Annotated in this window: 23 protein-coding genes; 11 read left to right on the top strand and 12 right to left on the bottom strand. The window is 40.8% G+C overall.

Annotation, left to right across the window (positions count from 1 at the left end; all coding sequences use genetic code 11):
• Positions 1 to 203: 203 nt before the first annotated feature.
• The 8 genes from mntP to pabB form a co-directional block, all read right to left on the bottom strand.
• The gene (gene mntP / locus EAE91_RS13150) at positions 204 to 785 is read right to left on the bottom strand and encodes a manganese efflux pump MntP (RefSeq protein ID WP_214088885.1); all 582 of its coding nucleotides are present in this window, start codon (positions 783 to 785) and stop codon (positions 204 to 206) included.
• 425 nt (positions 786 to 1,210) lie between these two features.
• Positions 1,211 to 1,669 (bottom strand): DUF986 family protein, encoded by a 459-nt coding sequence (locus EAE91_RS13145; RefSeq protein WP_214088884.1) that lies wholly within the window; start codon positions 1,667 to 1,669, stop codon positions 1,211 to 1,213.
• Between the two features lie 207 nt (positions 1,670 to 1,876).
• The gene (locus EAE91_RS13140; protein WP_214088883.1) at positions 1,877 to 2,743 is read right to left on the bottom strand and encodes a PTS mannose transporter subunit IID; all 867 of its coding nucleotides are present in this window, start codon (positions 2,741 to 2,743) and stop codon (positions 1,877 to 1,879) included.
• Between the two features lie 12 nt (positions 2,744 to 2,755).
• Positions 2,756 to 3,556 carry a PTS mannose/fructose/sorbose transporter subunit IIC gene (locus tag EAE91_RS13135; protein ID WP_214088882.1) on the bottom strand — a complete coding sequence of 267 codons (801 nt, stop codon included), beginning with the start codon at positions 3,554 to 3,556 and terminating at the stop codon, positions 2,756 to 2,758.
• A gap of 75 nt (positions 3,557 to 3,631) precedes the next feature.
• Complete coding sequence (gene manX, locus EAE91_RS13130; protein ID WP_214088881.1) at positions 3,632 to 4,615, bottom strand: PTS mannose transporter subunit IIAB; 984 nt, start codon at positions 4,613 to 4,615, stop codon at positions 3,632 to 3,634.
• Positions 4,616 to 5,237: 622 nt separating this feature from the next.
• Complete coding sequence (locus EAE91_RS13125) at positions 5,238 to 6,602, bottom strand: L-serine ammonia-lyase (RefSeq protein WP_112893997.1); 1,365 nt, start codon at positions 6,600 to 6,602, stop codon at positions 5,238 to 5,240.
• A gap of 171 nt (positions 6,603 to 6,773) precedes the next feature.
• A complete protein-coding gene (locus tag EAE91_RS13120) occupies positions 6,774 to 7,337 on the bottom strand; it encodes a CoA pyrophosphatase (RefSeq protein WP_214088880.1) in 564 nt (187 codons plus the stop codon).
• Positions 7,334 to 8,704 (bottom strand): aminodeoxychorismate synthase component 1, encoded by a 1,371-nt coding sequence (gene pabB, locus EAE91_RS13115; protein WP_214088879.1) that lies wholly within the window; start codon positions 8,702 to 8,704, stop codon positions 7,334 to 7,336. The genes EAE91_RS13120 and pabB overlap by 4 nt, the downstream gene beginning before the upstream one ends.
• Before the next feature lie 139 nt (positions 8,705 to 8,843).
• Between pabB and EAE91_RS13110 the strand changes: the two genes are divergently transcribed.
• The 3 genes from EAE91_RS13110 (at position 8,844) to pip (ending at position 10,532) form a co-directional block, all read left to right on the top strand.
• Positions 8,844 to 9,023, top strand: a complete 180-nt coding sequence (locus EAE91_RS13110) for a YoaH family protein (protein ID WP_036781980.1) — start codon at positions 8,844 to 8,846, stop codon at positions 9,021 to 9,023.
• Between the two features lie 107 nt (positions 9,024 to 9,130).
• Positions 9,131 to 9,505 (top strand): protein YebF, encoded by a 375-nt coding sequence (yebF, locus tag EAE91_RS13105; RefSeq protein ID WP_214088878.1) that lies wholly within the window; start codon positions 9,131 to 9,133, stop codon positions 9,503 to 9,505.
• A 73-nt stretch (positions 9,506 to 9,578) separates the two neighbouring features.
• Positions 9,579 to 10,532 (top strand): prolyl aminopeptidase, encoded by a 954-nt coding sequence (pip, locus tag EAE91_RS13100; RefSeq protein ID WP_214088877.1) that lies wholly within the window; start codon positions 9,579 to 9,581, stop codon positions 10,530 to 10,532.
• Between the two features lie 50 nt (positions 10,533 to 10,582).
• On the opposite strand, the gene EAE91_RS13095 is transcribed toward pip, so the two are convergent.
• On the bottom strand, positions 10,583 to 10,813 hold the full coding sequence (locus tag EAE91_RS13095; protein WP_214088876.1) for a DNA polymerase III subunit theta: 231 nt from the start codon (positions 10,811 to 10,813) through the stop codon (positions 10,583 to 10,585).
• Positions 10,814 to 11,252: 439 nt separating this feature from the next.
• Here EAE91_RS13095 and ftnA point away from each other — a divergent pair, with 439 nt between their 5' ends.
• The 4 genes from ftnA to EAE91_RS13075 all read left to right on the top strand — a co-directional run bounded on the left by ftnA (position 11,253) and on the right by EAE91_RS13075 (position 13,721).
• Positions 11,253 to 11,756 carry a non-heme ferritin gene (gene ftnA, locus EAE91_RS13090; RefSeq protein ID WP_214088875.1) on the top strand — a complete coding sequence of 168 codons (504 nt, stop codon included), beginning with the start codon at positions 11,253 to 11,255 and terminating at the stop codon, positions 11,754 to 11,756.
• 194 nt (positions 11,757 to 11,950) lie between these two features.
• The gene (gene yobA / locus EAE91_RS13085) at positions 11,951 to 12,337 is read left to right on the top strand and encodes a CopC domain-containing protein YobA (protein ID WP_214088874.1); all 387 of its coding nucleotides are present in this window, start codon (positions 11,951 to 11,953) and stop codon (positions 12,335 to 12,337) included.
• Positions 12,338 to 12,339: 2 nt separating this feature from the next.
• Positions 12,340 to 13,233, top strand: coding sequence for a copper homeostasis membrane protein CopD (copD, locus tag EAE91_RS13080; RefSeq protein ID WP_214088873.1), 894 nt, complete (start codon positions 12,340 to 12,342; stop codon positions 13,231 to 13,233).
• Between the two features lie 146 nt (positions 13,234 to 13,379).
• Positions 13,380 to 13,721 (top strand): YebY family protein, encoded by a 342-nt coding sequence (locus EAE91_RS13075; RefSeq protein WP_214088872.1) that lies wholly within the window; start codon positions 13,380 to 13,382, stop codon positions 13,719 to 13,721.
• Between the two features lie 351 nt (positions 13,722 to 14,072).
• Here EAE91_RS13075 and EAE91_RS13070 read toward each other — a convergent pair whose 3' ends face one another.
• On the bottom strand, positions 14,073 to 14,315 hold the full coding sequence (locus EAE91_RS13070) for a DUF1480 family protein (protein WP_214088871.1): 243 nt from the start codon (positions 14,313 to 14,315) through the stop codon (positions 14,073 to 14,075).
• 665 nt (positions 14,316 to 14,980) lie between these two features.
• Here EAE91_RS13070 and EAE91_RS13065 point away from each other — a divergent pair.
• The 4 genes from EAE91_RS13065 to htpX all read left to right on the top strand — a co-directional run bounded on the left by EAE91_RS13065 (position 14,981) and on the right by htpX (position 19,711).
• Positions 14,981 to 15,478: a GAF domain-containing protein gene (locus EAE91_RS13065; RefSeq protein WP_214088870.1), complete on the top strand. Its 498-nt coding sequence runs from the start codon at positions 14,981 to 14,983 to the stop codon at positions 15,476 to 15,478.
• A 95-nt stretch (positions 15,479 to 15,573) separates the two neighbouring features.
• Positions 15,574 to 16,281, top strand: coding sequence for an RNA chaperone ProQ (gene proQ, locus EAE91_RS13060; protein WP_214088869.1), 708 nt, complete (start codon positions 15,574 to 15,576; stop codon positions 16,279 to 16,281).
• 19 nt (positions 16,282 to 16,300) lie between these two features.
• A complete protein-coding gene (gene prc, locus EAE91_RS13055) occupies positions 16,301 to 18,352 on the top strand; it encodes a carboxy terminal-processing peptidase (RefSeq protein ID WP_214088868.1) in 2,052 nt (683 codons plus the stop codon).
• A gap of 471 nt (positions 18,353 to 18,823) precedes the next feature.
• Positions 18,824 to 19,711 (top strand): protease HtpX, encoded by an 888-nt coding sequence (gene htpX / locus EAE91_RS13050; protein ID WP_214088867.1) that lies wholly within the window; start codon positions 18,824 to 18,826, stop codon positions 19,709 to 19,711.
• 70 nt (positions 19,712 to 19,781) lie between these two features.
• Here htpX and EAE91_RS13045 read toward each other — a convergent pair whose 3' ends face one another.
• Complete coding sequence (locus EAE91_RS13045; protein WP_214088866.1) at positions 19,782 to 21,173, bottom strand: L-cystine transporter; 1,392 nt, start codon at positions 21,171 to 21,173, stop codon at positions 19,782 to 19,784.
• 187 nt (positions 21,174 to 21,360) lie between these two features.
• Positions 21,361 to 21,909, bottom strand: a complete 549-nt coding sequence (locus EAE91_RS13040; RefSeq protein ID WP_214088865.1) for a metal-dependent hydrolase — start codon at positions 21,907 to 21,909, stop codon at positions 21,361 to 21,363.
• Positions 21,910 to 22,090: the final 181 nt, after the last annotated feature.

Raw genomic sequence — 22,090 nt, 5'->3', positions numbered from 1 at the left:
AAGATTTCAGCCCAAAATATAGCGTTTAACAGGTATACCCTATGGACTTACGGGCATATACCCGTCATCTTTCAAGTTGCCTCTTTGTTGGCTGTACTCTCTCACCCCGGTCACATAGTTACCTATGCTCCCGGGGATTCGCTCCCTTGCCGTCGCGATGCATCTTGAAATCCATAGGGTATAAATATTTTGGGCTGGTGGCGTTATTTAGCGTACATAAATAATTCTAGATGTTCAAATAAGATATTGAAGCCAATTGCAATCAGAATTAGCCCACCAATAAGTTCAGCACGTTTGCCTAACCGTGGGCCAATATAACGGCCAATTAACATGCCCAATGTTGCCATAATCATTGTCATCAGTCCGATAGCCATCGCAGTATGCACGATATTGACTTCAAGGAACGCTAGCCCAATACCAATTGCCATTGCATCCAGGCTGGTGGCAATGGCTGTTGTTATCAACACTATTGAATTATGGCGGCAGGGTGACTCACACTTTTTTTCCTGCTTTGCTTTGAAACTCTCTGTAATCATTCTACAACCCAGAATGAATAACAGAGTGAAAGCAACCCAGTGATCCCACTCCATAATATATTGGCTGGCATAAAGCCCTAGAGACCAGCCAATCAATGGGGTACAGGCTTCTGCCAAACCAAATATTAAACCGGTACGGATTGCTTCACGAAAATGTGGTCTATGTAGTGCGGCCCCTTTACAAATTGAAGCAGCAAAGGCATCCATTGAAAGTGCTAAAGCTAGGATGAGGGTTGCGTACATATTCATTAATATAGCCTCGGTTGGGTGTTTCCATATACATATAACCCACCCCCAACCAATGATGGTGCTATATGCAATGGTCTTGCCAACCGAATTAATAGCTATCTCATTAGACTATTTCATTTGCTATTTTTAGCAACAATAATGCCTGTTAAGATAGCAATAAGGCTACCCGCACCACGTTTATTTTGTAACGAGCGTGTTGATACGGGCTTTTCAGAGAAATTAACTAAATCGTTTCTCTGAAACAGGCTACTCCCCATGACAATTTAAAAGATAGCACAATAATTCAAAAAGGGAAAATAATATTATTTTTAGGGTTAATCAATGATATTGATAATAATTATCATTATCTATTTTATGAGAAAAATAAAAGCCAGCGCATAGCTGACTATTTATTATTTATTTGCTAATTCATTATTATTACTTATCTATCTGTTTTCGATGAGAAATTTATAAATTCTTTCTAAATCATCAATTTGGCTTACTGATATATATAATTTTTTGTTTTCTAAACCAATAACCAGGATGCCATCTTCAGATAAATTCATGGTTTTTATCCTGCTATAGGAAATAAAGGTATTTGCATAGAAGAAGCCGTCATTTTTAAAAAATAATTTAGGCGAACGTATATAGGCGATATAAGTAGTCACCAGGATAGTAAACAGCAATAAATATGTGGTTAAACGGCTACCATAGGCGGTAATATTGTTATAAACAACAATAAGTATAAGGATAATAAAGATGAGTGCATCAATTTTGTGTTTTCTTTTTAGCTTTATTTGTAAGTAAGTTTTCCCTTTCAGTAAGTTAACCACGAATTCATCATAAACAGCAAAAGCTAGCATTAGTACGATTAAACCAGCTAATACTATATCATTAAGGCTCATTCCTTATCCTTGCATTGTTATACCCGTTATCTTTCAAGTTGCCTCTTTATTGGCCGCACTCACTCACCCCGGTTACATAGTTCTCTATGCTCCCGGGGATTCGCTCCCTTGCCGTCGCGATGCATCTCGAAATCCATAGGGTATATAAAAAAGAAAATATGGGGAGGAGTGCCTCCCCGAATGATATTGTACTAAAAGACCATTGTACTAGAGACCAAGGAAACCAAATCTGGCACCAATAATCCCCAAAATAAAGAAGCCAATAATGATCCACAGAGCGTTGACTTTATGCCGTAATAGCCACATACAGGCAAATGTCAGCAAGAGTGGTACCAAGCCCGGCATCAACTGATCGAGGATATTTTGAACCGTGGTTATTGTCGTTTCACCCGTCTGTTGGTTAGGAATTTCTGATACAACCAACGGGATATTGACTTTCGTCCATTTATTAACTAATGCCCCCATGACAAATAGACCAAGGATTGACGCTCCTTCCGTCATTTTTTGCAGGAAGCCACCCCCCATATCCTGAACGATATCGATCCCTTTCTTATAACCATAAGAGATACCTGAATAGAGAACTAATAAGCGTACAAGGTTGAATAAGAAGAAGAACAAGACAGGCCCAAGCCAGCTACCACTCATTGCGAGGCCCGCACCTAAAGCAGCAAATACTGGGCGAGCTGTCCCCCAGAAAATAGGGTCGCCAACACCGGCTAATGGTCCCATTAGACCAACTTTGATACCGTTGATTGCACCATCATCAATGGTTGCACCGTTAGCACGCTGTTCTTCCATTGCCAGAGTGACACCCAGTACCGGCGCAACGACATAAGGGTGAGTGTTGAAGAATTCAAGGTGGCGTTTAAGTGCCTGTTTACGCTCATCGGTATTTTCTGGATACAAACGACGAAGAGCTGGAACCATAGAGAAGCAGAAGCCCAGGGCCTGCATACGTTCAAAGTTCCATGAACCTTGAAACACGTTAGAACGGAGAAATACACCGCGGATATCACTGGGTGTCAGTTTTTTCTGGTCTGCTGTCTGAGCAGCCGTTTTTGTTGTATCTAACATTTGCTCATCCTTTTAATCTAATTCGTTATCAAGATCGTTATTGGCGTGTCCAGGGGCAGCAACTACCTGAGATTTGTTATACTTAGGGCTTAGCTGGATGTACAGCACGGCCATAACAATACCAATAATGCCTAATGCGACCAGGTTAAAATTAGTGAATGCCGCTGTGACGAAGCCGAGATAGAAGAAAGGCATTAGGTAGCCGGCACGCATCATGTTGATAACCATTGCGTAACCCACAACGACGATCATGCCTCCTGCGATGTTCAAGCCATCTGTCACCACTTTTGGAATAGAAGCAAGTAATTGCTGGACTTCGTTGGTGCCAACCGATAGTGCAACGATCAGGGCAGGGATGGCGATACGCATAGCCTGGAGCAGTAATGCGGATAGGTGGATAAAGCTAATCGCCCGCAAGCTGCCGCGTTCTGCCGCATTGTCAGCCGCATGCTGGAAAGCGACTGTGATGGTACGTACAATGATAGTCAGAACTTGTCCTGCTGCTGCCAGCGGAATGGCCAAGGCGATACCTTCACCGATATCACGACCACCGGCAATGACCAGAATCGTTGAGATGATTGATGCTAAGGCCGCATCCGGGGCAATTGCAGCACCGATATTCATCCAGCCAAGGGCGATCATCTCTAGCGTACCGCCGATAATGATACCGGTTGTCATATCACCGAGGATGATCCCGATTAAGGTGCAGGCCACGAGTGGGCGGTGGAATTGAAATTCATCAAGAATGGAATCCATTCCGACTATACAAGCTACGATGAATATCAATGTAATTTGAACAACGGTAATTTCCATTGTTTGTCTCCTGTAACCAAATTAAATTCGGTAAGAAATTTTTATCATTGAGTAAATTTTGTCATTGAGTAATAGCTAAATTGCTCTGATCTGGTTTTCGTTTTTAACCTTCTGGAGTAGATCCATCATTTGTAGACGGCTGTCACTGGCAACCTTACGGGCTTCGAGCTCAATGCCTCGTTCATCTAGTTTCTTGAAGGCTGCAATATCGGTTTCATCAACGGATATTGCGTTGTTAACTTGTGTTTTTCCCTGACGGAAAGCCATTCCTCCGATATTGACAGAAGTGATATCGACACCATCCTCGACTAAACGTAAAACATCTGTTGGGTTTGTAAACAGCAACATGACACGTTCATTGGCATATTTCGGGTTGTTATAAACGCGAACACATTTTGCAACATCGACAACGTGAGCACTGAGCCCTGGTGGAGCAACTTGTTTTAGCAAGGTGGTACGGACAGTATCAGCAGCAACTTCATCGCTGACGACAATGATCCGTTTGACATTGGTTTCTTTTGTCCAACGAGTCGCGACCTGACCATGAATGAGGCGGTCATCAATTCGAGCCAACGCAATTTTCATATGACCACCAGTCGATGGTGAAAATGAAGGTGCCGCAATGGGTGCTACAGGCTTGGCTGGTTCAGCTTTTTGAGGTTCTTCTGTTTTCAGGGCCCGAATGCCTTCTTTCCCTGTTTCCAGAGCAACAGAAACTAGTTCTGCCAGAGATGGGTCATCATCTCGACACATAAAGGTTTCAACCAACATTGGAACGTTAACACCGGTGATGATTTCATAATTCTCTTTATCTACGGCGATACGGCTAGCCGCGTTGAATGGACTCCCTCCCCATGTATCGACAAGAAACAGTACACCTTGCTCTGTATTAAGCGTTTCGAGTTTACTGTTGTATTTTTCAAATAAAGTATCGGCATTTTCACCAGGAACGAAGTCAATGTAAGAAACATTTTCTTGCTCTCCAATTAACATCTCTGCGGTACGAAGTAGTTGCTCAGCCGCAGCCCCGTGTGTGCCAATCATAATGGCTATACTCACTTGTTTTCCCCTCTGTTAACAATATATACCCGTTATCTTTCAAGTTGTCTCTTTGTTGGCTGCACTCACTCACCCCAGTCACATAGTTACCTATGCTCCCGGGGATTCGCTCCCTTGCCGTCGCGATCCATCTTGAAATCCATTGGGTATAAACGCAGGATTATTACAAAGTTACTGCAATAATTTTGATGAATCATTCCTCCAATAAAAATCTTATTTGTATGAACAGTGACCTTTTGTCAATATGATACCTAAATATTTGACTTGATTTAGACTTTATCTCTTATTGACTGAAAAAATCGGCTGTTAGATTAACATTAGAAATACCGGAGGAAAATTGCTGTCAGTCAGAAAAAATGAAATAGATAAAAATGTTAACCACAAAACAATTTAATAAGCTAAAAATTGTAAAATTAATTTATAATTATCTATAATTTGTTTATTGTTAGGCGTTTATTCTGTTTCCGGTAACATCTTATTAATTTAAAATCGAAAACATATTCATCTTTTTAGATCAAAAGATGATCATTTTAAGTTTTGGCTAAAAAATATCCCAACCATAAGGTAGGGATATTTTCATTACAGAAGCATTTATTGATTAAAAAACAGGTTATTTATTTGATTAATCACACTGAACTTTAATTGCCAAACCACCGCGGGATGTTTCACGATATTTAGCGTTCATGTCTTTACCTGTTTCGTACATGGTTTCAATAACTTTATCGAGAGAAACACGTGGTTCACTGGTACGGCGCAAAGCCATGCGTGCAGCATTGATTGCTTTTACTGAAGCAATGGCATTTCGTTCGATACAAGGTACTTGTACCTGGCCTGCTACTGGGTCACAGGTAAGGCCGAGGTTATGTTCCATACCGATTTCAGCCGCAACACAGACTTGTTCAGCGCTGCCGCCAAGCAGTTCAGCCAGGCCGGCTGCTGCCATTGAGCAGGCAACACCCACTTCCCCTTGGCAACCCACTTCAGCTCCAGATATTGATGCATTCATTTTATAGAGAATGCCAATCGCGCCGGAAGCCAGGAAATAGCGGATATAAAGCTCTGGCGTTACAGGTTCAATGCAATGGTTGTAATAAGCGAGTACGGCAGGAACAATGCCACAAGCGCCATTGGTTGGTGCGGTAACAACACGTCCACCCGCAGCATTTTCTTCATTGACTGCCAGGGCGAACATGTTCACCAAATCTACAACATTCATTGGATCATTAGACAGATTGTTTGATGAGGTCAGCATGCGATGTAGTGCCGCTGCTCGGCGTGGTACGCGCAGTGGGCCAGGTAAAACCCCTTCCGTGTTCAAACCGCGTTCAATACAAGCCTGCATGGTATCCCAGACATCGGCAAAATAGGCATTAATTTCTTCTTTGCTGTGGAGATCCAGTTCATTTTTCATCATTAAACCGGAAATAGATAATCCGGTTTTATTACAATTCATCAGTAATTCTTTTGCTGAATTGAATGGATATGAAACGGGTTTGGTATCCTGAGAGGGTTTGCCAAAGTGTTCTTCATCAACAATAAAACCACCACCAATCGAGTAGTAGGTTTTGCTATAAACTTTTTTATCCCCCGCGAATGCGTGAATTTGCATGCCGTTTTCATGTAATGACAGGTTATCACTACGGAAAACCATGCCGCTGTCACGCGGGAAATCGACTTCATGTAAACCGTTGGCCAGCTTAATACGCTGTGTTTGCTCTACATCACGAATAAAACCGGGGATCGAATCAATATCAACGGTGGCGGGTAAATTGCCTGCCAGGCCCATGATAATGGCGATATCCGTATGATGACCCTTGCCGGTTAATGAGAGTGAGCCGTAAACATCGACGGCTACACGCGTGATAGAAGGCATTAATCCCTGGTTTACCAGATCGTCGACAAACTGTTTGCCGGCTTTCATCGGGCCAACCGTATGAGAGCTAGATGGACCAATACCGACCTTAAACATGTCGAAAACGCTAATCACGCCAGACTCCTTAAAAAAGATAGAGATATAGTTATATATATTGAGGTACGCTACTTTACTGTGATTTAGTAGTGTTGATAAGGGAGTTTACAGTTTTTTTTGAATTATGATAGCAATAGTGATAAAGGTGGGCAAAAAAAATACAAATTAACTATCCTTAAATGATTTGGATCAAACCTGAACTTGTTGAGCTAATTGATGAATTATCGTCGCTGTTAATCCCCAGATGAGATGTTGCTGATACCAGTAAAAATAGATACGGTGTTGCTGACCGCGGCGATTCACATCAAGATAGTGGTAACTCGAAAGTGAAAGTGCTTCAGAGAGAGGAACTTCGAATATTTTGGAAACTTCTGTCGGGTTACTGTGGAGGGATAATCCGGGGGGCAATAATCCGACAATAGGCGTTACTAGATAGCCACTGATGCTATTTAAAGGGGCAAGTTGTCCCAGAACCTGAACTTTCTGATGAGGTATGTTAACTTCTTCTTCCGCTTCCCGTAGGGCTGTCGCGATTATTGATTTATCTTGAGGATCAGCAGCGCCTCCTGGAAAGGCTACTTGACCGGCATGTGATCGCAAAGTGGCGGAGCGTCGGGTCAATAATAACGTTGGTTTCGGTTTGCAGATTATCGGCAATAACACCGCAGCATGGCGGTTGTTATCTGAAAGCCGCTTAGGTGATGGTGGAAGTTGTAACTGAAATCTGTTAACGAAATCAGACAGCGATATCATATTACTTTTATTTTCCCTAGTTGAGGCAAAATACAATTCAACTTATCAAATGTTTCCTGATACTCTTTTTCGGCAATGCTGTCGGCAACGATCTCGCCACCAGCCCAACAATATATTTTCTCTTTCTCGGTTAAGAGGGTACGAATGGTGATATTGCTGTCCATTGTACCACAGAAACTAATATAGCCAATTGAACCACAATATCCATGTCGGCGGTGAGGTTCAAGTTCTTCGATTATCTCCATCGCTCTGATTTTAGGTGCTCCGGTAATAGAACCGCCGGGAAAACAGGCACGTAATAGATCTGTAGCATGTTGTTCATTTGGCAGTGTTGCGGTGATTGTGCTAACCAGATGATGAACGGCAGGAAATTGTTCAACCATAAATAATTCAGGAACTTTAACTGACCCCGGTGTGGCTACCCGGCCAATATCATTACGCAGTAAATCGACGATCATTAAATTTTCAGCCTGGTCTTTTTTCGAAGTCGCTAGTTTTTTAGCTTGCAGGGCGTCCTTCTCTGCATCACCTAAGCGCGGTAATGTTCCCTTAATCGGGCGAGTTTGAATTTGTTTATTTTCCAGGAGTAGAAAGCGTTCAGGAGAGATACTGATAACGCTGTTTTCCGGTAAACGAATAAAGGCTGAAAAAGGTGCGCGATTGCTCTCATTAAGTTTTATGAATGCTTGCCATTCATCTCCTTGGTAACCAGCGCAAAATCGTTGTGCCAGATTAACTTGATAACAATCGCCACTTAACAGATAGTGATGAATGCAGTTAATTTTCTCGTTGTATTGTTTGGCACTCATATTTGACTGCCATTCACTGGTCAGCGTAAAAGCTGTTTTTGGTGAAGTTTGGTGAGATGTCAGCCAGTTCAGGCGCGTATCAACATTACTATAACTGAATAAAATCACTTCTTTTTTATGATGATCAACAATCAGTGCCCAGTCATAAATACCTATCGCCATATCTGGAAACGATAGTTCATTTTTGGCTTGTGATGGTAATTCTTCAATATAACGCCCAAGATCATATCCCCATAGACCGAGTGCACCACCCTGAAATGGCAAATCGGGATCAAGTTTTGCTGTAATATTTAATTTCTCTAGCTGTCTTTTTAGCAGATAAAAGGGATCTTCCTCAGTAACATAGCTGTCACTATCTTCGTTTATTTCCGTTGATTTATTACGACTGAGTAACGTTATCCGTGGTTCTGCAACTAGAATATCAAACCGATTATGGGGATGGTCGGCAGAACCAGAATGGAGCAGCATTGCCCAAGGTTGGTTTGAAATCGGCGCGAAATAGTTGATGGCAGCGTCTGGTTGATAGGGTAATTGCCGTTTTTGTAGTGAAATACTCATTATGATGTTGGTTTAGCAGTTGTAATGTGAAAGTTAGTCTTGATTTTAATCCTTACAGATTAACATAGAAATCCATTCCTTACTTGAGTTAAAAATCGCTATACTCTTCGGCATAGATCACTTTATAGAGGTTATTATCATGTTTTCGGATATGCCAACTTTATCCCATCAGGAACAGCAGCTAGCAGTGGAAAAAATTCAGCAATTGATGGTTGAAGGAATGAGTAGTGGGGAAGCAATTGCGTTGGTTGCACAAGAAATTCGTGAACAGCATCGAGGAAAAGAACAGGTTAATGTAGTGTTTGATGATGAAAAATGAACATAATTAAATTATTTATTTAACAATAATCACACATTTATTTCACTTGGCATGTTAGGTTAGCTCCATATTTAATCTCTTACTTTGAGATATTAACGGGAGGTAGTATGAAAGCATGTCATATCATTAACAGAGTTGGCCTATCGGGTGCTGCACTTTTGCTCACTGTTTCATTCACAGTATCTGCTGTATCGGAGAACAAACGTGTTGATAAATTTATTTCTTGCGATAATTTAACCAAATCGCAAATCGCCGCTCAAGTAAAGCGTGATTTTTTGCAAAATCGTATTAACCATTGGTCTGAAGATAGAAAGCAGTTGGGAACTTCTAAACCAGTGGTGTGGATAAAGGCAGAGAATATTACTGGCGATCAAGATATATTAAAAATTCCGCTGACTGTTCGTGGTTCTAAGCGTGACAAAGATTATCGTGTTGTCGTTGATTGTCAGCAAAATACGATTAGTTATAGCGAATTGAAATAACATTTTCTGATAGTTATCTCTACCCGTCATTAGATGGATACCAGGTTTGGTGTTAGTCAGTAAAGGAAATGTTATGTCAGAATTGAGAAAATTATATCCAGCTTGTGAAGCTTATCGCTCGGGTTATTTGGATACAGGCGATGGCCATCAAATTTATTGGGAATTGTGCGGTAACCCTGTAGGTAAGCCCGCTGTATTTATTCATGGCGGGCCGGGTGGTGGTATTGCCTCTTATCACCGTCGGTTATTCGATCCGAAGAAATATCATGTCATGTTATTTGATCAGCGTGGTTGTGGGCGTTCAAAACCTCATGCCTGCTTGGAAAATAATACCACTTGGCACTTAGTTGAAGATATTGAGCGTTTACGTCAATTGATGGGGGTGGAGAAATGGCTGGTATTTGGTGGTTCGTGGGGTTCAACATTATCTTTAGTTTACGCCCAGACTCATCCTCAACGCGTTTCTGAATTAATTCTTCGGGGAATTTTCTTGCTGAGGCCACAAGAGTTGCACTGGTATTATCAGGATGGTGCTTCTAATTTCTTCCCTGACAAATGGCAACGAACAGTATCTATTTTATCGGAGGAAGAGCGAAAGGATGTGATTGGAGCCTATAATAAGCGGCTGACTAGTGATGACCTTCGGGTGCAATTAGAAGCTGCTCGTCTCTGGAGTTTGTGGGAAGGAGAGACGGTAACATTACTTCCTTCAAATAGTGTGGAGTGTTTTGCAGAAGATGAATTTGCTTTAGCATTTGCTCGGATTGAGAACCACTATTTTATCAATGATGGTTTTATGAATGAGGAGCAGCAACTGTTGAATAATATTGACGTTATACGGGATATTCCGGCTGTTATCATTCATGGCCGATATGATATGGCTTGCCGGGTGCAAAATGCTTGGGATTTGGCGCAGGCATGGCCGGAAGCGGAATTACATATCATTGAAGGAGCAGGACATTCATTTGATGAGCCGGGTATTTTACATCAGCTTATTAGTGCGACAGATAGGTTTGCCGATCAGTAATTGGATATAACCACCGGTTGTCCGGTGGTTATCCATCTCTTACTGAATGATCAGCGGCTTTTGGGTTCGTAGGGTAAACGGGAAAGTTGTTTGGATAATTGGCGATAATGCACTAAACGTTGTTGAAAATATTGCCGCAGATGCTCGGGTTGCTCTTGTTCAACCGTATCGGGAATTACTGGCATATTGTAACGTTCCTTAAAAGCTACGCCGGAGGCTGCCAAATCAACATTCACTTTATCCATATTCTCTGTGGAAAGCTCGGCCAGATTATGTTTCATAAGTGTCTCTTTCATTTACAAAGTGATATACCCGTTATCTTTCAAACTGCTTCTTTGTTGGCTGCACTCACTTGCCCTAGTCACATAGTTCTCTATGCTCCCAAGGATTCGCTCTCTTGCCGCCGCGATGCATCTTGAAATCCATAGGGTATAAAACTAATCTAGACAGGTTTTTCTGGCAAGGTCTGAATTGATTATTTTATAAATATAAATAATATTCATTATCATTAAATATAAAAATTCTTTGATGAAGATTATTTTGTAAATGTAATTCATTTTCATTTAAATATATTAAATGAGATTCATTTTCATTTTTTTATTGATAAATTTATTTATATTTCAATGTGATATATACATTTAATTTATTTTCTCTTATTGGGTTTTATTATTTTGATTTAATTGGCATAATACAGGTGAATTAATAACTGGAGTATCTATTATGTTAAACCAAGAAATGATTAGTAAATTAAATGAGCAAATGAATCTGGAGTTCTATTCTGCGAATTTATATCTGCAAATGAGTGCATGGTGCAGTGATCAAGGATTACCAGGTGCCGCTGCGTTTTTTAAATCACACTCTCAGGAAGAAATGCAGCATATGCATCGCTTGTTTGATTATCTAAGTGATACAGGTGCAATGCCACGTTTGGGACAAATTGATGCGCCTTCGGTCGATTATGAATCTATAACCCATGTACTCAATAGAACTTATGAACACGAGAAGTTTATTACTGCCGAAATTAATAAACTTGCTCATCTGGCGATAATCACGCAGGATTATTCTACTTTTAACTTTCTGCAATGGTATGTAGCAGAACAGCATGAAGAAGAGAAATTGTTTAAATCTATCCTTGATAAACTGGATATGGTAGGTGAGGATGGTAAGGCACTCTTCTTGTTAGATAAAGATCTGAAAGGCTTGGCTGCTGCAAATCCTGCCTAATGAAATGGAATTAATTAGCCGCAGTAGTCGCAATAACTTTAGGTATTTAAAGCCAATGCTGCGGTTTTCCTTTATTTTTGCGCGATAGTTCACAAGACGAAATTCTCATTGTAAGTTATCGCAGATAAAATAACTCTTTTGATATAAAATGATGACAATTTATAGAGATTCATTTGAAAATTAAGGAGTTATTGATGACCATTAGCACAATCCGCTCTTTTTGCCGAAAATTATCTGCTTTAATTGTTCTTTTTGTTGGCATATCTTGCCAGCAAGCTTTGGCCCATGCGCACTTAACAGAACAAATTCCGGCAGAAGATACTACCGTAGAAAATACACCGCAGATAATCACGCTAAGCTTTTCGGAAGGTATTGAACTGAATTTTAGTAAAGTAAAAGTGATTGGTCCGGAAAATAGGCCCATTAAAACCGGAAAATTGAAGCTTGATCCGGCAACTAACACAAAACTGATTCTTCCCATCGAAGATAAACTAACGACAGGGAGATATGATGTTAACTGGAGCGTGGTTTCTGTTGATGGGCATAAGACCAAAGGTGTCTATAGCTTTACAGTGAAATAATTATGTCTCTGGCGGCGCTGTATATTCTTTGTCGCTTCACCCATTTTGTGGCAGTTATGTTAATGTTTGGTTTTAGCGTATTTACTGCCATCTTGGTTCCTGAGCGTTTATCTGTTCTGATTGATGCGCGCCTTCGTTTAGGAATAATTATCAGTACCGTTGTGACATTAATAACAACAATTGGATGGTTGGCTATTCAAGCGGGAATAATGGGTGATGGCTGGCAGGATATTTATAATCTAGAAATCTGGTTGGCAGTACTGGGAACAACTTTTGGTAAAGTTTGGCAATGGCAAATACTGATTTCAATAGTTGCTACGGGGTTTTTGTTTATCAGTAAACAAAAAGCCAGAAATATTCTGATGTTAATCAGTTCTACAGTTTTACTCTCCTGCCATGCCTTTATAGGCCATTCGGTAATGCATGATGGGATAACCGGTGTTTTTTCTCAAGTTAATCAGGTAATTCACTTAGTAAGTGTTGGGTATTGGTTTGGTGGATTATGGCCCTTTTTGCTATGCCTGCAATTTTTACGGATACAAAATGAATTGGCTATAGGGTTGGATAAACAGATTATGATTTCTATGATGCGTTTTTCCAAGTATGGTCACGTTGCTGTAACCCTGATTATTATGACGGGCATCATAAGCAGCTTAATTTTGCTGCCGAACTGGCCGAAATACAGCGGCAGTGAATATCAATCCATGCTATGGCTGAAGATAGCATTAGTGGCGGGTATGGTGATGCTGGCATTAATTAACCGCTATATCTTGGTTCCTAAACTGAAGCAACCTGGCCGCTATCAATTGTTGATGATCAATAGTTGGGTTGAAATTATTCTTGGAGCATTAGTTTTATTATGTGTTGCTGTTTTTGCTACTTATCAACCGATTTGATTTTCTTAACTGACTAGTGCTATTGGTGTAGTCTATTCTTGACACTAAAATATAGTGAATATGGTAGAAGCTGGAGCGTATAGATAGTGATAGATAGTGTGAAAAGATCCATTTCGCTTGCTTTTATATCTACATTGGTAACTATTATGAAACATTTACTTTTAATACTTTCCTTGTTTTGTCTCTCTTTTCAAAATGTTGCCGCACCGATTGAAACGGTGAGTAAGCTACAATTTGGTGATAAATGGGCATTTACACGGGAAGAGGTGATGTTGGATTGCCGAACAAATAAGGCTCTGTTTGTGATTAATCCAAGTACGCTAGTGCAATACCCATTGAATGATATGGCTACAGAGATGATGAAGGTAGGGAAAGTAAATGCTAAGCCTTTGGATATTATTCTATTGGATGATAGCAAAAATCCGACTCAAAAAATGAGTATAGAACCATTCCAACAAGCAGCTTTAGCATTGTGCGATAAGAGATAATGTCATTGAGTTAAGCAATATACCCATTATCTTTCAAGTTGCCTCTTTGTTGGCTGCGCTCGCTCACCCCGGTCACATAGTTTGCTATGTGACCGGGGATTCACTCTCTTGCCGTCGCGATGCATCTTGAAATCCGTAGGGTATAGCGTCTATTTGGCTTAATGGAAGATGTTGTTTTTGATTATTTATTATCCAGAAAGTTGGTAAAATGCAAGTATGTCAGCTACGCTTTAAATTGTAAGTTGTTTTCCGTCTCAATGACACTTTTAGCGCACGGCTCTTAAGAGCCATTTTCCCTAGGCCGAGTAGAGGAGTCAACTCGGCCTTTTTTTGTCACAAGTTTCGTGGACATCAGACCACCCTCATCACCCATGCATGTTTTTGTCTATCATAATGCTTTCTGTAAAGCAGAATGTGTTTATCGTTTAGTAAGGCGGGAATACTTGTGTGTTCATCCCATCCATCCAACTGCATACAAAGTTCACGGTCGGAATTACAAGGAATACTAATGGTGATATCTTCCTCTTCAGAAGGTAAAGAGAGGATAGCATCGTCAATTTCGTAGCTAGAAATTCTTAATTTTGTCTGGTTCATGATCGCTCCTTAACTTTTAGATAACAGGTAAGACCAGTTTGTCCATCATTGAGGATAGATCAAATAGCTGAGATTTCCAGTAATAATATTTTCTATGTTGGATAATCGGTAGATGATATTGCTGTTATAATTATCTGTTCTAAAACTTACTATCGTCATATTGCTTTTTTTATCTTTGTCATTCTTTGACCTTTTATACATTCAGTAGGAAATATTTATTTGGTGTGGTAGTAAGGACTAAAAGTGTTAGTGATGGCGTGGTAGATGCAATAATTCTACGGATAAATTGTTTGAATGTTTTGTTTTTTACTACACAATTAGTTAACTCTCAAATGAAAGGGGCTAATGTGCGACACTGTTATCAGATAATTGATCTTTATAATTGTGAAAAAGCTCAATTTGATTTTATTGTATGAGGGTATAGAGATGCTGACAGTGAATCATATTTGTACTGGTTGCACCTCTGATAATGTTTTGGTGAGTAGTGTGATATCTCACAAGCCTTTACCAGTACTCAATAAATATAATTAAAGAATATCTTATTAAAGACAGTAAAAAATTTACGTCAGTGTGACAGACTGTTAACCTTATTGTTATGGGCATTGGATATTTTTTTGATATAAAAATAGAGATGCGTTTTGTGAATTTCATCGGATAGGTCAATTATGAATAAAAATGAGTTCTATCGGGAGCTTACGGGGGACTTAAAAGCTCTGTTGTCTGGTGAGTATGACTTAATAGCAACACTGGCTAATGCCAGTGCATTGTTGTATGAACGCTTGCATGATGTTAACTGGGTTGGCTTTTACTTGATTGATGGTGATACGTTGGTGTTAGGGCCATTTCAGGGAAAAGTTGCTTGTGTCAGAATACCTGTTGGCAAGGGGGTATGCGGAACGGCTGCACTGGAAAAGCGCACCCAGCGTGTTGATGATGTTCATGCGTTCCCCGGCCATATCGCTTGTGATGCTGCTAGCAACGCCGAAATTGTGTTGCCGTTAATCGTAAGCGATAGAATCATCGGTGTATTGGATATTGATAGTACGGTCTTTAATAGGTTCGACGAGAAAGACGAATTTGGCTTACAAGCCCTTATTGGTGGGCTTTGTGCTCATTTAGAACAGTGCGTTGTGCCTAAATATGTTGAATTGAATGTAACTTAACATATGGATAACGTGGCATTTATCAGCAACGCTATTATAATGACGCCAGTTCATGCCTATGCTGGTTGGCAAAACCGTTGTAATCAGGAAATTTCATGGAAAATCAACCTAAGTTGAATAGTAGTAAAGAGATTATTGCATTTTTAGCTGAGCGTTTCCCGCTCTGTTTCGTAGCAGAAGGTGAAGCTCGTCCTTTAAAGATCGGTATTTTTCAAGATATCGTTGAACGTATTCAGGACGAAGAGTGTTTAAGTAAAACACAACTGCGCTCCGCCTTACGTCTGTACACATCAAGTTGGCGCTATCTGTATGGTGTTAAAGAAGGTGCGCAGCGTGTTGACCTTGATGGTAATTCGTGCGGTGAACTGGAAGCGGAGCACATTGAGCACGCTCTCCAGCAACTGACTGAAGCCAAAGCACGGGTTCAGGCGCAGCGGGCAGAGCAAAGAGCTAAAAAACGTGAAGCTGAAAATGCGGCTGCTGGTGAAAAAAATGAACGGCCCATAGCCAAGAAACCAGCTCCTCGTCGCCGTGCTAACAATACTGAGGGGGAAAAACGGCAGCAACAGCCCCGCCAACAAAAGCGCCCTCAGCAAGCACGTAAGCCAGTTGCTAAACCTGCTCAACCTGCACCGACTCAGATTGTCGATGTTTCATCGCTGAAAATCGGTCAGGAAATTAAAGTAAGAGTGGGTAAAAGTTCAGTGGATGCTTCTGTGCTTGAAATCGCCAAAGATGGTGTACGAGTACAATTGCCTTCCGGTTTGGCAATGATTGTACGCGCAGAACATTTACAGTTCTGATACGGAGGCCAACCTGGGCATGAACAAATTCGTCAGACTGGCTTTTGTCTTAGGTGTTTCAATTTTTGGTACTTGTTATGCAAATACAAACAGTCCAGTGGCTGTTCCTGTTCGTATTGAACAACTACCTATATTGGAACAAGAACCTCAGCATTCAACAGTGAGCGAGCGGGTAACATCCCGCTTCACTCGTTCTCATTATCGCCAATTTGATTTAAACGGTGATTTTTCGGCAAAAATATTTGATCGCTACCTCAATATACTGGATTACAGCCATAACATATTATTAGCATCAGATATTGCTCAATATGCCGATAAGAAAAAGTTGTTAGGCAAGGAGTTGGAAAGTGGGAATCTGGAACTTCCATATGACTTGTTTAATTTGTTACAGAAACGTCGCTTTGAGCGTTATCAGTACGCTTTATCGCGTCTTGAACAGCCAATGAATTTTGATGGTAACGATACAATTGATGTTGATCGTTCCAAAGCCCCTTGGCCACAGAGTGTGGAAGAGCTAAATAAACTTTGGGATGCTAAAGTTAAGTATGATTGGCTCAACCTCAAACTCAGCGGTAAAGAGGACGATAAAATCAAAGAGATGCTCACCAAGCGCTATCAATCCGCGTTAAAACGTCTGACACAAAGTCAAAGTGAAGATGTTTTCCAATTGATTATGACTGCGTTTGCCCGTGAAATTGATCCTCATACCAATTATCTTTCACCTCGCAATACTGAACAGTTTAACTCAGAAATGAGTCTTTCCCTAGAAGGGATTGGTGCTGTTTTGCAAATAGATGATGACTACACAGTTATAAATTCTTTGGTTGCTGGTGGACCTGCCGCCAAAAGCAAAGCATTAAACGTGGGCGATAAGATTATTGGTGTTGCTCAGCCAGGTAAGGCTATGGTGGATATTATTGGCTGGCGTCTGGATGATGTGGTTGCGCTGATTAAAGGTCCTAAAGGGAGTAAAGTACGGCTTGAGGTTGTTTCTGATACCAAAGGGGCAAAACCACGTACTGTGACTTTAACTCGCGAGCAGATCCGTTTGGAAGACCGGGCTGTGAAGATGTCAGTTAAGACAATTGGTCAGGAAAAAGTGGGTGTTCTTGATATCCCCGGTTTTTATGTTGGTTTGACTGATAATGTTAAAACTCAATTACAAAAACTGATCAAACAGCATGTCAGTGCTATTGTCATTGATTTGCGTAGCAATGGTGGTGGTGCACTGACAGAGGCGGTTTCTTTATCAGGCTTGTTTCTCCCAAGTGGTCCGATTGTCCAAGTTAGAGATAACAATGGAAAAATCCGCCAGGATTCTGATACCGATGAAGTGGTGTACTATAAAGGGCCTTTAGTTGTTCTGGTAGACCATTTTAGTGCTTCTGCTTCTGAAATTTTTGCTGCGGCAATGCAGGATTATGGGCGAGCGTTGATTGTTGGTGAGCCGACTTTTGGTAAAGGTACCGTCCAGCAATATCGTTCTTTGAGTCGTATTTACGATCAAATGATGCGTCCTGATTGGCCATCACTGGGTTCTGTCCAATATACGATTCAGAAGTTCTATCGTGTGAATGGCGGTAGTACTCAGCGTAAAGGGGTGACTCCTGATATCGTCATGCCAACGGGGGTTGATCCGGCAGAAACGGGGGAAAGTTTCGAAGATAATGCTTTGCCTTGGGATGGCATTCCTCCTGCCCGTTATACAGGGTCTAAAATTATTGCTGCATTGGTTCCTCAATTGAATGCCGCTCACAATGCTCGTATTACAAATGATTCAGAATTCAAGTATATCAATGAGGATATTGCTCACTATAAAGCGATGAAAGAGCATAAAAATATGGTTTCTCTGAACTATGCACAAAGGGAGAAAGAGAATAAAGAGGCGGATGCTCTGAAGCTGAATCGTATAAATGATCGCTTTAAACGCGAGGGTAAAAAGCCGTTAATTTCACTGGATGATTTACCTAAAGATTATCAGGGGCCAGATCCCTATCTTGATGAGTCAGTGAAGATTGCACTTGATTTAGCACACCAACCTGCTGAGAAAATGTTAGCTAAATCTAAGTAAAATAATGGGTTCAAACCTGTCAATGATTAATGCCCAATACCGTTTGCTTGGGATGTTTTGAGTGAACGGTATGTACCCTATGGATTTCAAGATGCATCGCAACGGCAAGGGAGCGAATCCCCGGGAGCATAGATAACTATGTGACTGGGGTGAGTGAGCGTAGCCAACAAAGAGGCAACTTGAAAGATAACGGGTATATTAGGTTTTCAGTAATATGAACAACCTTTTTAAGGTGTTTTTTTCTTTTCAGGAAAGATGAATTGTTTCACATTTTCTCAGCATTACCGGGTATTGGAGTATTTTGTTTAACCAATTGGTGTTAGGCTAATGCGGGTTTTTTTATGATTTTGTAAAGTTGTGTTGATCTTGTCGCTTAACAGGTTAAAAGCCTTGAATATAGCAAGAACAGCCTTATTTATAGAGTAGTTCTGAAAGTGCATTTATGATTATTAATAAAGGAAGCCGGTTTTTATGATGCGAATTGTTTTGTTCCTCCTCACTAACCTCGCTGTTATGTTGGTGTTCGGGATAATACTTTCTTTGACAGGAATTCGGGGGAGTAGTGTACAAGGTCTGATAATTATGGCTGGCCTGTTCGGTTTCGGTGGAGCATTTGTTTCCCTATTGATGTCCAAATGGATGGCCCTGCGTTCAGTGGGTGGTCAGGTCATAGAACAGCCAGCAAATGAAGTTGAACATTGGTTAGTTGAAACTGTTCGCCGTCAAGCGGAACAGGTCAATATTGCCATGCCTCAGGTTGCGATTTATGCCGCGCCTGATATTAATGCATTCGCTACCGGAGCGCGTCGTAATGCTTCTCTGGTAGCTGTCAGCACCGGTCTATTGGACAACATGAGTAGGGCAGAAGCAGAAGCTGTTATTGCTCATGAGATTAGTCATATTGCTAATGGTGATATGGTTACGATGACCTTGCTGCAAGGGATAGTAAATACTTTCGTGATCTTTATTTCTCGTCTGTTGGCTCAGGCTGTGTCAAGTTTCCTGTCTGGCAACAGTGATGAGGAAGAGAGTAACTCTTCCGGCAATCCGATTGTTTACATGGTTGTTTCAATGGTGTTGGAAATAGTATTTGGTATTCTGGCAAGCATTATCACAATGTGGTTCTCACGTTATCGCGAATTCCATGCAGATGCAGGTTCTGCTAAGTTGGTCGGCCGTGAAAAAATGATTGCTGCTTTACAACGCCTGAAAACCAGTTATGAACCTCAGGAAGAAGGCAGTATGAAAGCGTTCTGTATTAATGGTAAATCAAAAACATTCAGTGAGCTGTTTATGTCTCACCCACCATTGGACAAACGTATTGAAGCGCTGCGTAGTGGACAATACCTGAATAAATAGTATTGTTAATAAAATAAAAAGCCGGGAAATCAACCCCGGCTTTTTTGTTTGCAACTTTTGAAGTTTTAAATTATAGCTGGCTTAATTCAACTTGTTCTTCCTGATCGAAGATAGTTTTATCAGTTTGCCCCATCAGTTGGCTGGTAATAGTACCAGCAGTCATTGAGCCACTTACATTCAGTGCTGTACGGCCCATATCAATGAGAGGCTCAACAGAAATCAATAAAGCAATCAATGTTACAGGTAATCCCATTGCGGGTAAGACAATCAGTGCGGCAAACGTAGCACCGCCACCTACACCGGCAACGCCAGCAGAGCTGATAGTGACAATGCCAACGAGTGTTGCAATCCACATCGGGTCAAGAGGGTTTATGCCCACTGTTGGAGCAACCATTGCCGCCAACATGGCGGGATAAATCCCGGCACAGCCATTCTGACCAATTGTTGCTCCGAAAGATGCTGAGAAACTGGCGATAGATTCTGGTACGCCAATACGGAGTGTCTGGGTTTCGACATTCAGCGGAATACTGGCTGCACTGGAACGGCTGGTGAATGCAAAGGTCAACACTGGCCAGGTTTTTTTGAGGAATCTAAGTGGATTGATGCCGATGAGAGAGAGTAGAAACCCATGAACAACAAATACTAGCGCTAGTGCAATGTAGGATGCAATGACAAAGGTTCCCAGTTTTGCAATTTCATGAATATTAGAGTTGGCGACAACTTTGGTCATCAAGGCCATAACACCATACGGCGTTAAGCGCATAACCAAACGGACCAGTTTCATTACCCATGCTTGTATAGTATCGATAGCGACTAATATGCGTTCACCCCTCTCATGATCATCTTTCAACATTTGCAGGGCTGCGATACCTAAGAAGGTTGCAAAAATGACAACGCTGATAACAGAAGTTGGATTAGCGCCGGTTAAATCTGCAAATGGATTTTTAGGAATAAAAGATAAAATCAATTGTGGTACAGATAAGTCGGAGACTTTGCTGACGTAGTTGTTTTCGATAGCAGACAGGCGGCTTGTTTCTTGAGGACCTTGAATCAGACCTTCAGCAGTCAGGCCGAACAGGTTGATAACCATGATACCGATAAGCGCTGCGATCATTGTAGTAAATAGTAACGCTCCAATGGTCAGAAAACTGATCTTTCCTAGAGAAGATGCTTTGTGTAATTTGGCAACTGCACTCAAAATAGAGGCAAATACCAGAGGCATAATGACCATTTGTAGAAGCTGTACGTAACCATTACCTACAATGTTGAACCATGATATGGATTCCTTCACGATGGTATTATCAGAGCCATAAACTAGTTGCAGTGCCAAGCCAAAAATAACGCCAATGGTAAGGCCCGCAAAAACCTTTTTCGACAAGTTCCATTGTCGTGAACTGGCTTTTGACAATAGCAAAAGCAGTGCTGCGAAGACGAGCACATTCGAAATGAGTGGTAAATTCATCCCCAAACTCCAGAATTCAATTTAGTTAAGTCATAAGTTGTATCGAATCGTGTAAGTTTGCAAACGAACACATTACAACAAGCAGTTGGGGAAGATAGTATCAGCTTAAATTATTCTCATTTATAACTATATAGAATTTGATATAACAAATATGACTTTTAAGATTTATTTTTAGTCAATTAGAACATTAGAAATAGAGATCTTTGATGCGATTGATATAGAAAAGTATAGAATATTCAATATGTTCTGGTAGAAAAACGGCAATGACAATTAATAGCGCAGAAATAAACCTTTCTGCTTTTTTATTTCCTTGTTTGCCAAGCACAGGTAGACAGAAACGTATTTTGATTGGCCATAATAACGGCACACCCGCAGGTGTTAACATATCTGCAATCAGATGGCTCAGATAGCCAACAATCATGGCATGAAAAAAATCAGTTGGGATTAGCCACTCTTCCGGTATTTTTAGCCAAAATAAAGTAATCCCTAATATGAGAGCAAGTAAGCTGTGAGTAAATCCTCTATGACCACAGAGTTTGGCAACGGGAATGGAGATAAATCTGAATAATCTACCCAAGGTTGAATTAGGGTGATCGATATCAGGTAACAAGGCAGTAAGCAACACCCCTGGTAGCATATGCAGCCAGTCTCCATTAGCTATCTCTGGTGTTATTTCTAGCTTGTGTGCCAAGACAATGCTGGCAACGGAAAATAAAAGATGCCCTTCTGCGGTCATAAATTCCTCTGACTAATAACTGTCTATCCATACAGTCGGCGAAGTATAGAGGGTTTTACGTGGGTAAGATAGAGGGTGAAAAGCAAAAATATCTTATTTAATAATATATGACGTTAATATCTAATTAGCTTTTTGTTTGACAGAATAAGACATAAGCGCCACGGCTATTATGTAAACAATT

It is taken from the genome of Photorhabdus noenieputensis (genome assembly GCF_018448935.1).
Taxonomy (GTDB): domain Bacteria; phylum Pseudomonadota; class Gammaproteobacteria; order Enterobacterales; family Enterobacteriaceae; genus Photorhabdus; species Photorhabdus noenieputensis.
This window is presented reverse-complemented; position numbering and strand designations above follow the sequence as displayed.